Source organism: Baekduia sp. (assembly GCF_035318805.1).
GTDB lineage: Bacteria > Actinomycetota > Thermoleophilia > Solirubrobacterales > Solirubrobacteraceae > Baekduia.
The window spans coordinates 22647-37845 of record NZ_DATHDY010000041.1 but is presented as its reverse complement, the minus strand read 5'-3'; the positions used below and the strand labels follow the sequence as shown (position 1 = coordinate 37845).

General features: G+C 73.1%; 16 protein-coding genes. 12 read left to right on the top strand and 4 right to left on the bottom strand.

Annotated features, from left to right (window positions below; all coding sequences use genetic code 11):
• Positions 1-13: 13 nt before the first annotated feature.
• The 7 genes from VK501_RS09570 to VK501_RS09540 all read left to right on the top strand — a co-directional run bounded on the left by VK501_RS09570 (position 14) and on the right by VK501_RS09540 (position 7164).
• The gene (locus tag VK501_RS09570) at positions 14-703 is read left to right on the top strand and encodes a response regulator transcription factor (protein WP_324337009.1); all 690 of its coding nucleotides are present in this window, start codon (positions 14-16) and stop codon (positions 701-703) included.
• Between the two features lie 224 nt (positions 704-927).
• A complete protein-coding gene (locus VK501_RS09565) occupies positions 928-1017 on the top strand; it encodes a potassium-transporting ATPase subunit F (protein ID WP_324337007.1) in 90 nt (29 codons plus the stop codon).
• Positions 1018-1020: 3 nt separating this feature from the next.
• Positions 1021-2727, top strand: a complete 1707-nt coding sequence (gene kdpA, locus VK501_RS09560; protein WP_324337005.1) for a potassium-transporting ATPase subunit KdpA — start codon at positions 1021-1023, stop codon at positions 2725-2727.
• 15 nt (positions 2728-2742) lie between these two features.
• Entirely contained in the window at positions 2743-3390 is a 648-nt protein-coding gene (locus tag VK501_RS09555; RefSeq protein ID WP_324337003.1) for a potassium-transporting ATPase subunit C, read from the top strand.
• The gene (gene kdpB / locus VK501_RS09550; protein ID WP_324337001.1) at positions 3387-5447 is read left to right on the top strand and encodes a potassium-transporting ATPase subunit KdpB; all 2061 of its coding nucleotides are present in this window, start codon (positions 3387-3389) and stop codon (positions 5445-5447) included. The genes VK501_RS09555 and kdpB overlap by 4 nt, the downstream gene beginning before the upstream one ends.
• The gene (locus tag VK501_RS09545; RefSeq protein WP_324336999.1) at positions 5447-6580 is read left to right on the top strand and encodes a histidine kinase; all 1134 of its coding nucleotides are present in this window, start codon (positions 5447-5449) and stop codon (positions 6578-6580) included. Before kdpB ends, VK501_RS09545 begins: the two co-directional genes overlap by 1 nt.
• Positions 6577-7164, top strand: coding sequence for a universal stress protein (locus tag VK501_RS09540; protein WP_324336998.1), 588 nt, complete (start codon positions 6577-6579; stop codon positions 7162-7164). Before VK501_RS09545 ends, VK501_RS09540 begins: the two co-directional genes overlap by 4 nt.
• Here the strand turns inward: VK501_RS09540 and VK501_RS09535 are convergent.
• A complete protein-coding gene (locus tag VK501_RS09535; protein WP_324336996.1) occupies positions 7161-8072 on the bottom strand; it encodes an HDIG domain-containing metalloprotein in 912 nt (303 codons plus the stop codon). The two genes, VK501_RS09540 and VK501_RS09535, sit on opposite strands and share 4 nt — an antisense overlap.
• A gap of 46 nt (positions 8073-8118) precedes the next feature.
• Here VK501_RS09535 and VK501_RS09530 point away from each other — a divergent pair, with 46 nt between their 5' ends.
• The gene (locus tag VK501_RS09530) at positions 8119-9012 is read left to right on the top strand and encodes a PAC2 family protein (protein WP_324336994.1); all 894 of its coding nucleotides are present in this window, start codon (positions 8119-8121) and stop codon (positions 9010-9012) included.
• A gap of 2 nt (positions 9013-9014) precedes the next feature.
• Here the strand turns inward: VK501_RS09530 and VK501_RS09525 are convergent, their stop codons facing one another.
• From VK501_RS09525 to VK501_RS09515, 3 genes are all read right to left on the bottom strand, one after another.
• A complete protein-coding gene (locus tag VK501_RS09525) occupies positions 9015-9461 on the bottom strand; it encodes a hypothetical protein (protein ID WP_324336992.1) in 447 nt (148 codons plus the stop codon).
• A complete protein-coding gene (locus VK501_RS09520; protein ID WP_324336990.1) occupies positions 9458-10153 on the bottom strand; it encodes a GNAT family protein in 696 nt (231 codons plus the stop codon). The genes VK501_RS09525 and VK501_RS09520 overlap by 4 nt, the downstream gene beginning before the upstream one ends.
• An 81-nt stretch (positions 10154-10234) precedes the next feature.
• Positions 10235-10735: an Lrp/AsnC family transcriptional regulator gene (locus VK501_RS09515; RefSeq protein WP_349260992.1), complete on the bottom strand. Its 501-nt coding sequence runs from the start codon at positions 10733-10735 to the stop codon at positions 10235-10237.
• A 99-nt stretch (positions 10736-10834) separates the two neighbouring features.
• Between VK501_RS09515 and VK501_RS09510 the strand changes: the two genes are divergently transcribed.
• The 4 genes from VK501_RS09510 to VK501_RS09495 all read left to right on the top strand — a co-directional run bounded on the left by VK501_RS09510 (position 10835) and on the right by VK501_RS09495 (position 15135).
• The gene (locus VK501_RS09510; protein ID WP_324336986.1) at positions 10835-12241 is read left to right on the top strand and encodes a cystathionine beta-synthase; all 1407 of its coding nucleotides are present in this window, start codon (positions 10835-10837) and stop codon (positions 12239-12241) included.
• Positions 12242-12287: 46 nt separating this feature from the next.
• The gene (locus VK501_RS09505) at positions 12288-13358 is read left to right on the top strand and encodes a PLP-dependent transferase (RefSeq protein WP_324336984.1); all 1071 of its coding nucleotides are present in this window, start codon (positions 12288-12290) and stop codon (positions 13356-13358) included.
• A 62-nt stretch (positions 13359-13420) separates the two neighbouring features.
• The gene (locus tag VK501_RS09500) at positions 13421-14083 is read left to right on the top strand and encodes a hypothetical protein (RefSeq protein ID WP_324336982.1); all 663 of its coding nucleotides are present in this window, start codon (positions 13421-13423) and stop codon (positions 14081-14083) included.
• On the top strand, positions 14080-15135 hold the full coding sequence (locus VK501_RS09495; RefSeq protein ID WP_324336980.1) for a hypothetical protein: 1056 nt from the start codon (positions 14080-14082) through the stop codon (positions 15133-15135). Before VK501_RS09500 ends, VK501_RS09495 begins: the two co-directional genes overlap by 4 nt.
• The last annotated feature ends 64 nt before the right edge of the window (positions 15136-15199 follow it).

Genomic DNA, 15199 nt, shown 5'->3' with positions numbered 1-15199 from the left:
CTCCCGTGCGCCCATGAGCGACCGCCGCCGCATCCTCGTCTGCGACGACGAGCCGCAGATCCTGCGAGCGCTGAAGGTCATCCTGCGCGAGGCCGGCTTCGAGGCGGTCCTCGCCGAGACGGCCGAGGAGGCGCTGGACCGCGCGGCGGTGCACCCGCCGGACGGGGCGATCATCGACCTCGTCCTGCCCGACGGCGACGGCGTCGAGGTCTGCCGCCAGATCCGCGGCTGGAGCCAGATGCCGATCATCGTGCTCAGCGCCGTCGGCGACGAGGACGCCAAGGTGCGCGCGCTGGAGGCCGGCGCCGACGACTACGTCACCAAGCCGTTCGGCGCGCGCGAGCTCGTCGCCCGGCTCGAGGCGGCGCTGCGGCGCGTGCAGGGCCCCGCCGACGAGCCGCGGATCGCCGCGGAGGGGCTCGAGCTCGACCTCGCCGCGCACACCGTGCGGCGCGACGGCGAGGAGGTGCACCTCACGCCGATCGAGTTCCGGCTGCTGGAGACGCTCGCCCGCAACCGCGGCCGGCTGATGACCCACCGCGCGCTGCTGATCGAGGTCTGGGGCCCGGAGTACGCCGACGACGTGACCGTCCTGCGCGGCCACATCGCCAACCTGAGGCGCAAGATCGAGCCCTCCGCCGGGGCGCGCGGGTTCAGCATCATCTGCACGGACCCGGGCGTCGGGTACCGCTTCGCCGCGTAGGAGACGGTGTCGCTACGGCACCCCTGACGGCCCGTACGAAATCTGTACGCACTGATCGGCAAGCCGTACGAGTCCGGCACGGGCGCGGACGCATGATGCGGGCATGCCTTCCCCAAGGTCCAATGCCGCGCTGGGGCGCCGCTAGCCATGGACGTCGTCGCCATCGCCCTCGTCGTCGCGGTCTTCGCGTCGCTGCTCGGCCTCGCGGAGCTGCTGGACCGCGTATGAGCGCGTCCGACCTCTTCGGGCTCGTGGTCTGCGTCCTGGTCCTGGCCTACCTGCTCTACGCGCTGCTGCGGGGCGAGCGCTTCTAAGTCGTGACCCAGGGCTTCCTCCAGATCGCGGCGTTCTGCGTGATCCTCATCGCCTCCGTGCCGCTGCTCGGCGGCTACATGGCGCGCGTGTTCCGCGACGAGCGCGTCTTCCTCTCGCCGGTGATCGCCCCGGTCGAGCGCGGGCTCTACCGCGTCCTGCGCGTCGATCCTGAGCGCGGCCAGGACTGGAAGGGGTACGCGCGATCGCTGCTCGTCTTCTCCACGCTGTTCGCGGTCGTGCTGTTCGTCATCCTGCGCACGCAGGGCGTCCACCCGTTCAACCCGGGCGATTTCAAGTCCGGGACGTGGGACCTGTCGTTCAACACGGCGTCCTCGTTCTTGACCAACACCAACTGGCAGTTCTACGGCGGCGAGACGACGCTGTCGTACTTCAGCCAGATGGCCGGCCTGGCGGTCCAGAACTTCGTCTCGGCCGCCGTCGGCATCTCCGTGCTCGTGGCGCTCATGCGGGGCATCGCCGCCCGCGGCGGCGACGGGATCCTCGGCAACTTCTACAAGGACGTCACCCGGATCATCCTGTACATCCTGGTGCCGCTCTCGATCGTCGCGACGGTCGTGCTGGTCTCCCAGGGCGTGATCCAGACGCTCGGCGGCACCGTCGGGGGCATGGCACGCGGCCCGGTCGCCTCGCAGGAGGCGATCAAGATGCTCGGGACCAACGGCGGCGGGTTCTTCAACGTCAACTCCGCCTACCCGTTCGAGAACCCGACGGCGTTCTCCAACTTCTTCGAGATGTTCATCATCCTGTGCATCCCGGCGGCGCTCCCGTACACGTACGGGCGCATGGTCGGCAGCCGGCGCCAGGGCTGGACGATCTTCGGCGCGATGTTCGCGCTGTTCGTCGTCAGCGTCGTCGTCGTCTACGCCGCCGAGCAGCACGGCACGCCCGCGGCGCACGCCGCCGGCCTGGTCGGGGCGAACCTGGAGGGCAAGGAGCAGCGCTTCGGCGTCGCGTCCTCGTCGCTCTTCACGGCCATCACCACGGTCGTCTCCTGCGGCGCGGTCAACACCGCCTTCGAGTCGCTCACCGGCCTCGGCGGCCTCGTCCCCATGGCCAACCTCGGCTACAGCGAGTCGGTCTTCGGCGGCGTGGGCACGGGCTTGTACATGATGTTGCTCTTCGTCCTGCTGGCGGTCTTCATCGGCGGCCTGATGGTCGGCCGCACGCCGGAGTACCTCGGCAAGAAGATCGAGCCGCGCGAGGTCAAGCTCGTGACGATCGGGGCGCTGTTCACGGCGCTGGTGGTCCTGGTCTTCACGGCCCTGGCGGTCGGCACGAAATACGGCGGCCCGTCGGTCTTCGCCGAAGGTCCGCAAGGCTTCAGCGAGTCGTTCTACGCCTACCTGTCACAGGCCAACAACAACGGGTCGGCCTTCGCCGGCTACACCGGCTACCTGCAGCCCAACCCGCCCGGCAACGTCGGCGCCCACGGTGTGACCTTCGCCGACCTCATGGGCGGCTTCGCGATGCTCTTCGGCCGCTTCGTGCCGATCCTCGCGGTCCTGGCGGTCGGCGGAGCCATGGCGCGCAAGAAGGTCAGCCCCGCGGGCCTGGGCACGATGCGCACCGACACCCCGACCTTCGGCTTCCTGCTCGTCGGCGTGGTCGTCCTGGTCGGCGCCCTCACGTTCCTGCCCGCGTTCCTGCTGGGGCCGGTCGTCCAATCCCTCACCACCACCCTGTTCTAGGGGCAGGCATCAGCAATGCGCAAGGACCTCCTCCGCTCCTCCCTCGCCGTCGTCGCCTTGACGGTGCTGCTGGGCCTCGTCTACCCGCTGGTCATGACCGGGATCGCCCAGGTGGCGTTCCCGGGCAAGGCCGACGGCTCCCTGATCAAGGTCGGCCGCAAGGTCACCGGCTCGACGCTGCTGGGACAGGCGTGGCAGAAGCCCGTCCTGGACTCGGCCGGCCGGCCCACCAAGGACGCCGACGGCAACGTCGTGACCGAGCCCGACCCGAAGTACTTCCAGCCGCGGCCCTCGGCCACCGGCTACAGCGCCTCGGTCACGTACTTCGGCAACCACGGCCCCAACCAGAACTCGACCCGCGACCTCACCCGCCAGAACCTGGCGGCCTACCTCGCGCTCGAGCAACCCTACGACCCCGGCCTGACCGCGGCGAAGGTGCCCATCGACGCGGCGACGTTCTCCGCCTCGGGCGTCGACCCCGACGTCTCGGAGGCCAACGCGGCCATCCAGGCGCGGCGCATCTCCGCGGTCCGCCACCTGCCACTCGCTCGCGTCCGCCAGCTCATCTCCGAGCACACCGACGGCCGCGGCCTCGGGATCTTCGGCGAGCCGGGCGTCAACACGACGACGCTCAACCACGCTCTCGACCAGGAAGCTCGATGACCCCGCAGCGCTCCTCCCTGTTCAGCCGGGGGATCGTCGCAGCGGCGATCACCGGCTCGCTCCGCAAGCTCGACCCGCGGATCCAGGTTCGCAACCCGGTGATGTTCGTGGTCGAGATCGGCGCGGCGATCACCACCGGCGCGTGGATCATCCAGCTGTTCGGCGGGAACTCGCTCGGCGGGGGGCACGAGCCCGCGTGGTTCACGATCACCGTGGCCATCTGGCTGTGGCTGACCGTCGTGTTCGCCAACCTGGCCGAGTCACTGGCCGAGGGCCGCGGCAAGGCCCAGGCCGACACGCTGCGCGCCATGCGCTCGGACACGGTCGCGCGGATGCGCGACGGCTCCACGCGCCCCGCGGCCGAGTTGCACCGCGGCGACGTCGTGTCGGTGCAGGCCGGCGAGGTCATCCCGGGCGACGGCACCGTCATCGAGGGCATCGCGTCGGTCGACGAGTCGGCGATCACCGGCGAGTCGGCACCGGTGATCCGCGAGTCCGGCGGCGACCGCAGCGCGGTCACCGGCGGCACGCGCGTCCTCAGCGACCACATCCTGGTCGAGATCACCCAGGAGCCCGGGCAGTCCTTCCTGGACCGGATGATCGCCCTGGTCGAGGGCGCCGAGCGGCGCAAGACGCCGAACGAGATCGCGCTGAACATCCTGCTCGCGGGGCTGACGATCGTCTTCCTGATCGTCGTCGCGACGCTGCTGCCGTTCGCGCGCTTCGCCGGCTCCGACATCTCCATGACCACGCTGATCGCGTTGTTGGTGGCGTTGATCCCGACGACCATCGGCGCGCTGCTGAGCGCCATCGGCATCGCCGGCATGGACCGCCTCGTCCGCCGCAACGTCCTCGCCCTGTCGGGCCGCGCGGTGGAGGCGTCCGGCGACGTCGACGTGCTCCTGCTCGACAAGACCGGCACGATCACCCTGGGCAACCGCCAGGCGGCCGAGTTCGTCCCGATGCCCGGCGTGACCGAGGCGTCGCTGGCCGAGACCGCGCAGTTCGCCTCGCTGGCCGACGAGACGCCGGAGGGCCGCTCGATCGTGGTGCTCGCCAAGCAGTACGGCGTGCGCGAGCACGAGCTCGCGCCGCACGATGCTCGGTTCATCCCGTTCACCGCGCAGACGCGCATGAGCGGCGTGGACTACGACGGCACGCGGCTGCGCAAGGGCGCCGCCGACTCGGTCATCGCGTTCGCGCGCGCCGAGGGCGGCCAGGTGCCCGCCGAGCTGGGCGGCGTGGTGGACCGGATCGCCCGCGAGGGCGGCACGCCGCTGGCCGTCGCGCGCGACAGCCAGGTGCTGGGCGTCATCTACCTCAAGGACACCGTCAAGGAGGGCATGGCCGCCCGCTTCGAGCAGCTGCGGGCGATGGGCATCCGCACCGTCATGGTCACCGGCGACAACCGCCTCACCGCGGCGAAGATCGCCGAGGAGGCCGGCGTCGACGACTTCCTCGCGGAGGCGACGCCGGAGCGCAAGATGGAGCTGATCCGGGCCGAGCAGGCCGCGGGGCGGCTCGTGGCGATGACCGGCGACGGGACCAACGACGCCCCGGCGCTCGCGCAGGCCGACGTCGGCGTGGCGATGAACACCGGCACCCAGGCCGCCCGCGAGGCGGGCAACATGGTGGACCTGGACTCCAACCCGACGAAGCTCATCGAGATCGTCGAGGTCGGCAAGCAGCTGCTCATCACGCGCGGCGCGCTGACGACGTTCTCCATCGCCAACGACGTGGCCAAGTACTTCGCCATCCTGCCGGCGATCTTCGCCGCGACCTACGCTGCCCGTGGCGACGCCACCGGGCCGCTGAACGCGTTGAACGTCATGAGCCTCGGTACGCCGCGGTCGGCCATCATCTCGGCCATCGTCTTCAACGCGCTCGTCATCCCGATGCTCATCCCGATCGCGCTGCGCGGCGTCCGCTACCGGGCCGTCGGCGCGACCGCGCTGCTGCGCCGCAACCTGCTCGTCTACGGCCTCGGCGGCCTCATCGCTCCGTTTGCGGGGATCAAGCTCATCGACCTGATCGTGCACAACCTGCTCGGTGCGTGATGGACCTCGCCCCGCCCACGGCCCATGGTCACCTGAAGGTGTTCCTCGGCATGGCCGCCGGTGTGGGCAAGACCGTGCGGATGCTGCAGGAGGGCCAGGCGGAGCTGGAGGCCGGGCGCGACGTCGTGGTCGGCCTGCTCGAGACGCATCGCCGCGCGGACACGCTGGCCGCCGCCGACGGGCTCGAGCGCGTGCCGCGGCGCCGCATCACCTATCGGGGCTCGACGCTGGAGGAGCTCGATCTCCCGGGCGTCCTGCTGCGCGGCCCCGAGCTGTGCCTGATCGACGAGCTGGCGCACACGAACGCCCCGGGGGTCGAGCATCCCAAGCGCTACGAGGACGTCCACGACGTGCTGGAGGCGGGGATCGACGTGTTCTCCACCATGAACGTCCAGCACCTCGAGTCGCTCAACGACGCGATCGCCGAGCTCTCCGGCGTCCGCGTCCGCGAGACCGTCCCCGACTCCGTGCTGCAGAAGGCCGACGAGGTCGTGATCGTCGACCTCACGCCCGAGGCGCTGCTGGAGCGCCTGCGGGCGGGCAAGGTGTACTCCAACGATCGCATCGACGCGGCGCTGCAGGGCTTCTTCAAGATCGAGAACCTCAGCGCGCTGCGCGAGACCGCCCTGCGCCAGGTCGCCCAGGAGGTGGAGACGCGTCGCACGGCGATCGGCGACGCGCCGGGCACCCGGTCAGACCGGGTCGAGGCGGGCCTCCACCAGGCGGCCGTCGGCGAGCGGCTGCTGGCGCTCGTCGAGCCCTATCCCGGCGCGCAGCGGCTGGTGCGCCGCGCGTGGCGGTCGTCCCAGCGGCTCGGGGCCGACCTCGACCTCCTGTGGGTCCGCCATCCGGGCGCCCGGGAGACCGAGGAGCAGGAGCAGGCGCTGCACGCGCTGCGCCAGCTCGGGTCGGTCCTCGGCGCCGAGCTGCTGGTCGAGGAGGGCGACGACGTCGCCGAGACCGCCGCGCGGGTCGCCCAGAGGCGCGGCACGACCTACTTCCTGCTCGGCGCGTCGCGCCCGGCGCGCGGCCTGGCGCGCCTGCGCGAGCCGCTGCCGCAGCGTCTCATCCGCCTCGCTCCGGGCGTCGACGTCCGGATCGTGGCCGACCGCAGCCGGAGGCCGCCGTCATGATCCCCACCTACGCCCTTGTCGTCGCCGTCGCCACGCTGGCCGCCGGGTTCGTCGCCGGCCGCGGGCTGCCGGGCCATCGGCACCGCGCCCGCGCCCTCGCGGCCGCCACCCGTCCGGACACCGTGCGCCGGATCCTGCTGCCGTTCACCGGCGCGTCGATCTCCCGTCGCGCGTTCGACGCGGCCGTGCGCCTGGCCCGTGTCGAGGGCGCGACGCTCATGCCCTGCTACCTCGCGACGGTCCCGCTGAACCTGCCGCTGGACGCGCCGCTCGCGCGCCAGTGCCTCAGCGCGATGACGCTGATGGAGGTCATCGAGCAGCGCGCGGCCGGGCAGGAGGTCGCCGTCGATGCCCGCATCAGCCGCGGCCGGACGTACCGCGACGCGCTGCGCCGCGAGCTGGAGACCGAGTCCTTCGACCGGGTGATCGTGTCGGCCACCAACCACCCCGGGTCGGGCTTCAGCGGCGACGACCTCGTCTGGCTGCTGAACCGCGCCGACGCCGAGGTGCTCATCCTGCGCCCCGCGCCCGAGGACGAGCGCGAGGTCTCGGTCAACGGCAACGGGGTGACCGGGCACTTCTAGGAATCGAGCCCGAGCCCCTGCTCCAGCGCGCCCTTGATCGCGGCGTCGACCGCGTTGAGGCGGTGCAGCGCGAGCGCCTCCGGCGAGCCGAAGCGCCGGTTCGGCGCGCTGTCGGGCCCGTGGTGGGTGAGGACGCAGTGGGCCAGCGCCAGGCGGCGCTCGGCGTCCATCGCGGGGATGCCGGCGGCGCGCTCGTCGAGCAGGCGCAGGCCGAGCTCGACGTGGCCGAGCAGGCGGCCGGCGTCGCTCAGCCCGATCTCGGCGCCGTAGGTGAACTCCTCGGTCTTGCCGAGGTCGTGGACGATCGCCGCGGTGATCAGCAGGTCGGAGTTCAGCCGCACGTGCAGCAGGCACGCCTCCTGGGCGAGCGTCGCGACCGCGACGGTGTGCTCCAGCAGCCCGCCGAGATAGGCGTGGTGGCCGTTGCGCGAGCACGGCGCCGTCCGCCAGGCGCGGCGCAGCGCGTCGTCGGCCAGCAGGGATTCGAGCAGCGCGCGGAAGCCCGGGTCGTGGACCTCGCGGGCGAGGTGCTCGAGGAAGCCGTCGAGCTCGTCGAGGTCGCGGTAGGCGGTCGGCAGGAACGCGGCGGGGTCCGCGTCGCCGGGCGCGGCGGCGGCGATCGCGCGGACGTCGAGCTGCAGCTCCTCGCGGAAGCGCTCCACGCGCCCGGCGACCCGGACGAGGTCGCCGCGCTCGAACCGCGCGGCCGCGACGTCGGCGTCGCGGAAGATGCGCGCGGGGATCGCGCCGGTGCGGTCGCGGAGCTCCAGCGCCAGGTACGGCGTCCCCGCCCGCGACATCAGGCGCTCCTTGCGGGTGCAGGCGAAGACGCCCTGCACGTCGTCGCCGGCGCGTAGGGTCGCGATCTGCTGCACCTCCGGCTCGGAGGTGTCCGGAACGGCGGCCACGGGATCCATTGTGGAGCGTGGATCGGATGCCGCTACCGTCCTCTTGATGCAGCCGCTCATCTGGGAGAGCCGGCCCGACGGCCTTCGTGCCCCGGCGCTGGTCTGCGCGTTCACCGGTTGGAACGACGCCGGGGACGCGGCCTCCGCCGCCCTGCGATTCTTCGGCGCCTCGCTCGGCGCAACCCGCTTCGCCCAGATCGATCCCGAGGAGTTCTTCGACTTCCAGGCCACGCGTCCGCAGGTGCAGATGGTCGACGGGGACACGCGCGAGCTCCAGTGGCCGTCGGTCGAGATCTACGAGGCCCGCGTGCCGCGTGCGCCGCGCGATCTCGTGCTGCTCTCCGGTCCCGAGCCGAGCTTCCGCTGGCGCGGGTTCACGAAGATCATCGTCGACCTCGCCGAGGCGCTCGGCACGCAGATGGTCGTCTCGCTCGGTGCGTTACTGGCCGACGTGCCGCATAGCCGTCCCGTCGGGATCACCGGCATCTCGAGCGACCCGACGCTGATCGAGCACCTCGACATGGCGCCGACCTCCTACGAGGGCCCGACCGGCATCGTCGGCGTGCTGCAGGCCGCCTGCCAGGAGGCCGGCGTGCCGTCGGCGTCGCTGTGGGCCAGCGTTCCGCACTACGTCGCGGCCGCGCCGAACCCGAAGGCGGCACTCGCGCTCGTGCGCAAGCTCGAGTCGCTGGTCGGCGTGACGGTCGACGCCGAGGAGCTCGAGCTGGCCTCGGCCGACTACGAGCGCCAGGTGTCGCTCGCGGTGCAGTCCGACCCCGACGTGCAGGCGTTCGTCGAGCGACTGGAGAAGGCCGCCGCCGAGGAGGAGGACGACGCCGACCCGACCGAGCTGCCGTCGGGCGACGTCATCGCGCGCGAGTTCCAGCGCTTCCTGCGCCAGCGCGGGCCCGAGGGGCCCGACGTGGCGGGCAACCTGTAGGACTACGCCGCCGCAGCGGCCGCCTCACGGCGCCGCACCACTCGGAGGCGCAACGCGGCGCCGGCCACGCTGAGCAGCGTGCCGACCGTCGTCGTCAGCAGCGGGTGCAGGAACGCCGGATCGACGATCGTCGCCACGCGGTCGTCCACGACCGTCGCGTCGGCGACGACCAGCCCCGTCCCGAAGAGCAGGCCGCCGATCGCGCCGCGCCGGGCGGCATCGCGGAGCGTGTCGTGCTCGAAGCCGCCGCCGAGCCCGCCCAGCGTGGCGAGCACGTTGGCGATCGTCCACGCCGCGAGCGAGAGCCCGAGCGTCGCCCCGGCGAGCAGGCCACCCACCGCCGGCGTCACGTAGGTCAGCGTGAGGCGCAGGGCGCGCGGGCGGTCGGAGAGGAGCGGCGGCAGCGGCATGGTCGCGGCGAGCGTCGTCGGGTCGTCGCCGGAAGTCAACCCGCGACCGCGCCGCGCAACCGGGCCAGCGAGGCGCGCTGGCGGCCGTCGGCGTCGAAGTTCGCCGGAGCCAGCCAGGCGGCGAACGCCGCGTCGATCGCGGGCCACTCGCCGTCGACGATCGAGTACCAGGCGGTGTCGCGGTTGCGGCCCTTGACGATCTGGTGCTGGCGGAACGTGCCCTCGTAGGTGAAGCCGAAGCGTTGCGCCGCGGCCTGCGAGCGCCCGTTGGCGGCGTCGCACTTCCACTCCAGCCGGCGATGTCCGAGCGTGTCGAAGGCGTGGCGTGCGAGCAGGTGGACGGCCTCGGTCGCCTGCGGCGTGCGCTGCAGCGGGCCGCCGAACCAGATGTGGCCGATCTCGATCGTGCCGTGGGCGGGGTCGACGCGCAGGAAGCTGACGACGCCCGCGGCGCGGCCGGTCGCGAGGTCGACCACGGCGTAGAACCGCGGGTCCTCGGACCGCTGCTGCGCGGCGAGGTGCGCGCGCAGCGCCGCGACGCCGGCGAACGGTCCGTAGCCGAGGTGGTCCCACAGACGCGGGTCGGCGCCCGGGCCGTGCGCGGCGGCGAAGAGGTCGCCGGCGTGGCGCTCGGCGTCCAGCGGATCCAGTCGGACGCGCGCGCCTACGAGACGCGTGGCGTCGGGACGGCGGGCCGGCGTCCAGCCGGCGAGGTCGGTCGTGGTGCTCATGCGGGCTGGATCGTCGCAGGACTTGGCCTGCGGTCCAGGGCCAAGCGGGTGCGCGAGAACGGGGCCAAGCGGGGCCGTCGCTCAGCGCTGTGCGCCCGGCTCCGCGGCGCCCCAGATGCCCGGGCCGCGGCGGTGCTCGTAGATCAGGGACGTCTCGGCGTGGGCGACGGCCGGATGCGTGGCGAGGTGGTCGACGACGAACTCGCGCAGGCCCTGGGCGTCGGCGGCGGCCAGCCAGACGAGGTAGTCGGTGGCGCCCGCGAGGTGGAAGACCGTCAGCACGCCGGGGAGGTCGCGCACGGCGTTCGTGAACGTGTCGATCTGCTCGCGGTTGTGGACGGCGAGGCGCACGGCGACCATCGCCTGCAGCGGGCGCCCGAGCGCGGCGAGGTCGATCTCCGCGTGAAAGCCGCGCAGCACGCCGGAGCGGCGCAGGGCGCGCACGCGCTGCAGCGCGGTCGACGGCGCGACCCCGACGCGCTCGGCCAGCCGGTTGTTCGGGATGCGCGCGTCCTCGCTGAGCGCCTCGAGGATCGCGCGGTCGACGTCGTCCAGGCGCAGGTCGTTCGGCATGCACGACATCGTCGCACACTGCGACGAAGGATCTTCGGTTCTGCAACAAAATTGCACCGATCGTTCGGAGGTCTGGCGGTCTCACCGCACAGGTGCTTGACTAAACGGATGGAGAACGCTCTGGAGACCCGGACCGACATCCGCGACTCGATCATCGACGCGGTCGGCGGGACGCCCCTCGTCCGGCTCTCGCGGATCGGCGCGGGGCTGGTGCCGCAGCTGGTCGCCAAGGTCGAGGCCGTCAACCCGGGCGGCTCCATCAAGGACCGCGCGGCGATCGCGATGATCGAGGCCGCCGAGCGCGAGGGCCTGCTGCGCCCGGGCGGGACGATCGTCGAGCCGACCTCCGGCAACACCGGCACGGGCCTGGCCATGGCGGCGCGGCTGAAGGGCTACCACGTCATCGCCGTCATGCCGGACAAGATGTCCAAGGAGAAGATCGACCTCCTGCGCGCCTACGGCGCCGAGGTCGTCGTCTGCCCGACGAACGTCGAGCCCGAGTCGCCGGAGTCCTACTACTCGGTGTCGGACCGGCTCGCCGCGGAGATCCCGGGCGCCTTCAAGCCCAACCAGTACTTCAACCCGGCCAACCCGCAGGCCCATTACGACTCGACGGGCCCCGAGCTGTGGGAGCAGTCGGGCGGCCAGATCACGCACCTGGTCGCCGGCGTCGGCACGGGCGGCACGATCAGCGGCATCGGGCGCTACCTCAAGGAGCGCAACCCGGACATCGAGATCATCGGGGCCGATCCGGTGGGCTCGATCTACAGCGCCGCCTCCGACGACGAGGTCAAGGGGTACCTGGTCGAGGGCGTCGGCGAGGACTTCTGGCCGGCCACGTTCGACCGCTCGATCGTCGACCGCTGGGTCGCCGTCAGCGACAAGGACTCGTTCCTGACCACGCGCCGGCTGGCGATGGAGGAGGGCATCCTCGCGGGCGGCTCGTGCGGCACGGCGATGTGGGCGGCCCTGGAGGTCGCGCGCGGGATCGACGATCCGAACGCGATGATCGCCGTCGTCCTGCCCGACGGCGGCCGCAGCTACCTCAGCAAGATCTTCAACGACGCCTGGATGACCCAGTACGGGTTCCTGGAGCGCGTCGGCGACCTGGCGGTGGGCGACGTCCTGCGCCGCAAGGCCGACGGCGCCGGCCCGAACGAGATCCCGTCGCTGGTCACGGTGCAGACGCATCAGCAGGTGCGCGACGCGGTGGCGCTGCTGCACGAGCACGGCGTCTCGCAGCTGCCGGTCGTCAGCGCGCACGACCCGAGCACGGTCGTCGGCTCGGTCGGCGAGCGCGGCCTGCTGGCCCGGGCGGTCGACGACCCGGCGCTGCTGAACGCCGAGATCGTCGCGGTCATGGAGCCGCCGCTGCACGCGGTCTCGGCCGGCGATCCGGTGCGCGAGGCGGTCGAGCTGCTGGTCGGCGAGCGCCAGGCGCTGCTGGTGATCGCCGACGGTCGGCCCGCGGGCATCGTGACGCGCGCGGACCTGCTGGAATCGCTGGCACGATGAGAGAACGTCCTTCGCGCTCGACGCCCGCGGCTCATGGTGGCGCCCGATGAAGTTCGCCACCCGCGTCGTCCACGCCGGCCTCGAGCCGGATCCCACCTATCGCTCCGTCATCCCGGCGATCCACCAGACGTCGACGTTCGCGCAGCCCAGGGTCGGCGAGTTCGTGGAGGACTACGACTACGCGCGCAGCGCCAACCCGACGCGCGCCGCGCTGGAGACGGCGCTCGGCGAGCTCGAGGGCGGGCTGGGCACGTCGTTCTCCTCCGGGATGGCGGCGACGCACGCGCTGATCACCGCCGTGTGCTCGGCGGGCGACCACGTGGTGCTGCCGGCCGACCTGTACGGCGGGACCTTCCGGCTGGTCGACAAGGTGCTGACCCGCTTCGGCATCACCTACGCCATGGTCGACCAGACCGACCTCGACGCGCTCGCCGCCGCCGTGACCGACACCACCAGGTTGATCTGGGTCGAGACGCCGACCAACCCCTTGCTCAACGTCGTCGACGTCGCGGGCGTCATCGAACGATCCGGATCGGCGTTCGTGGCGGTCGACAACACGTTCGCCACGCCGGTCAACCAGCGCCCGCTCGAGCTCGGCGCCGATGCGGCCGTCCACTCGGTCACCAAGTACCTCGGCGGCCACTCCGACACGGTCGGCGGCGCCGTCGTCGTGCGCGATCCCGAGGTCCACGAGCGCGTGCGCTTCGTGCAGAACTCGGTCGGCGCCGTCCCGGGGCCCTTCGACTGCTTCCTCGTGCACCGCGGGCTGCGCACCCTGCATCTGCGGATGGCCGCGCACGCCGCGAGCGCCGAGGCGGTCGTGGCCTTCCTGCGCGAGGCGGACGGCGTCTCCGAGGTGCGCTGGCCGGGCTTCAGCGGCATGGTCAGCTTCCGCCACCCCGACGCGATCGGCATCGCGGAGCGCACGAAGCTCTTCACGCTGGCCGAGTCGCTGGGCGGCGTCGAGTCGCTCGTCGAGGTCCCGCAGGCGATGACGCACGCCTCCGTCGAGGGCTCCGACGCGGCCGTGCCGGCCGACCTGGTGCGGCTCAGCTGCGGCATCGAGGCGCCCGAGGACCTCGTCGCGGACCTCCGCGACGCCCTCGCCGTGGCCTGAACGGGAGCCTGCGTCGGGCCAACCGCGTGTCATCCGGCAGACCACTGGGAAGAGCGAGGAGCATGCCTCGTCGCATCGACCTTGGCCGCGCCGTGCTCTTCATCGGCGCCGCGCTGCTGCTGATCTCCCTCTTCACGGAGTGGTACGACACCGGACCGACCGGCTGGGAGGTGTTCGAGAGCCTGGACCTCGTGCTGGCCGCGCTCGCGCTCGGCGCCATGCTGGCGGCGGTGCGGCCGGACGCCGTCGGGCCGTCGGCGGCGTGGGCGCTGCCCGGCGCCGCGCTGGCGATCGTGATCGTCGAGCTGGTCAACGCGCCGCCCGCCGCCGCGGGCGGCGACCCGACGACGGGCGCGTGGCTGGCCCTCGGCGGGTCGTTCCTCATGGCGGCCGGAGCGGCGCTGTCGCTGGCCGCGATCTCGGTGACGATCCAGGTGCGCGAGCGCGAGGTCCGCCGCCGGGTCGCCGCCGTGGACCGGCGCGCCGACCGCGACGCCGAGGCGGCGGAGGACCTGGACGCCGATGCGGGCGCCGCACCCGGCGACGTGGGCGCCGACGACGACGCGGTCACGCCGCCTCGGCGCCGCCGCAGCCGCCTCGGCCCGCGCGAGACGCCCGCCGCGCGGACCGCGTCGGCGGGCCGCCCCGACCCCGACGCGCTCGAGCGCACGCAGCCGTTGACGAGTCACCCCGACGGCGATCCGGAGGACGCCGAGCGCCCGTGACGCCGGACACGCGCGACCGCGCCCCGTTCGAGCTGCTGCGGTTCATCGCCGCGCCGGTGAGCGCGGACGTGAGCGTGGTCGAGCTCGAGGGGCGCTTCGCCCAGCAGGCGCGCTTCGCCCGCCAGCCGCTCCTCGTGGTCGAGGAGGGCGAGGGCCCGCGCATCGAGCTGTCGCCCGTGCGCGCGGTGCGCGACGGCGAGCGCTGGAGCGCGACCTTCGCGATCCCGCTCAGCGCGCTGGACGGCGCGACCTTCGCGCTCGGCGTCCGCGGAACGCTGCTGGACCTGCCGCCGCCCGACGTGGCCGACGACGGCGACCGCCTGGCGGGCGTCGCTCGCGAGGCCAACGCGCTGCGCCGCCGCCTGGAGGCCGCCGAGGACGAGGTGGCCGCCGCCCGCGCCGAGGCGGCCGCGGCCGCCTCCGAGCTGGCCACCGCCGTGCCCGCCGCCGCCGAGGCCGCGCGCGCCGAGGCGACCGACCGCATCCTCGCCCTGGAGCGCGAGCTGGTTGTGGTGCATCGCCAATCGGCCCAGGACGTCGAGGAGGCTCGGGCCGAGGTCGCCGGCTCCCAGCAGGAGGCCTTCGCCGCGGCCCTCGCCCGCGCCGAGGCGGCCGAGCAGCGGGCGGAGGCCGCCGAGGCCGCCGCCGACGCCCGCGCGATGGCCGACGAGCGCGCCGACGAGCCCGATGCGCGGGCGGATGCCGCCGCGGCGGGCGTCGAGGTGCTGCGGGCCGAGCTCGCGGAGGAGCGCGAGCGGGCTCAGACGACGATCGCCGACCTCCGGGCGCAGCTCGACGAGTCGCGCGCCGGCCTCGGCGACGACCCGACCGCGCTCGTCGAGCCCGATGCCGATCCCGCGACGCACGTGCTCAGCTCGGTCGACGACGCGCCCGCTCCCCGCAAGAACCCCCGACCCCCGGGCGCGCCGCCGCCCACGCGCGAGCCGCTGCACCGGCCGGCCGGACCCGCTCCCAGCCGCTGGGTCGCGGTCGGCGCGCTGGCGCTGTTCCTCTTCGCGCTGCTCGGCCTGCTGCTGGGGTTCCTGCCCTAGCAGCGAGGTCCCTGACCCGCCGCGGGTTTCGCCCCCTGGGCGAAGACCCGCAAGGGAACCTGGC

Coding starts and splice junctions, on each gene's coding strand:
- VK501_RS09570 (WP_324337009.1), top strand. CDS start 14: ATGAGCGACCGCCGCCGCATCCTCGTCTGCGACGACGAGCCGCAGATC.
- VK501_RS09565 (WP_324337007.1), top strand. CDS start 928: ATGAGCGCGTCCGACCTCTTCGGGCTCGTGGTCTGCGTCCTGGTCCTG.
- VK501_RS09555 (WP_324337003.1), top strand. CDS start 2,743: ATGCGCAAGGACCTCCTCCGCTCCTCCCTCGCCGTCGTCGCCTTGACG.
- kdpB (WP_324337001.1), top strand. CDS start 3,387: ATGACCCCGCAGCGCTCCTCCCTGTTCAGCCGGGGGATCGTCGCAGCG.
- VK501_RS09545 (WP_324336999.1), top strand. CDS start 5,447: ATGGACCTCGCCCCGCCCACGGCCCATGGTCACCTGAAGGTGTTCCTC.
- VK501_RS09540 (WP_324336998.1), top strand. CDS start 6,577: ATGATCCCCACCTACGCCCTTGTCGTCGCCGTCGCCACGCTGGCCGCC.
- VK501_RS09530 (WP_324336994.1), top strand. CDS start 8,119: ATGCAGCCGCTCATCTGGGAGAGCCGGCCCGACGGCCTTCGTGCCCCG.
- VK501_RS09520 (WP_324336990.1), bottom strand. CDS start 10,153: ATGAGCACCACGACCGACCTCGCCGGCTGGACGCCGGCCCGCCGTCCC.
- VK501_RS09515 (WP_349260992.1), bottom strand. CDS start 10,735: ATGTCGTGCATGCCGAACGACCTGCGCCTGGACGACGTCGACCGCGCG.
- VK501_RS09510 (WP_324336986.1), top strand. CDS start 10,835: ATGGAGAACGCTCTGGAGACCCGGACCGACATCCGCGACTCGATCATC.
- VK501_RS09505 (WP_324336984.1), top strand. CDS start 12,288: ATGAAGTTCGCCACCCGCGTCGTCCACGCCGGCCTCGAGCCGGATCCC.
- VK501_RS09500 (WP_324336982.1), top strand. CDS start 13,421: ATGCCTCGTCGCATCGACCTTGGCCGCGCCGTGCTCTTCATCGGCGCC.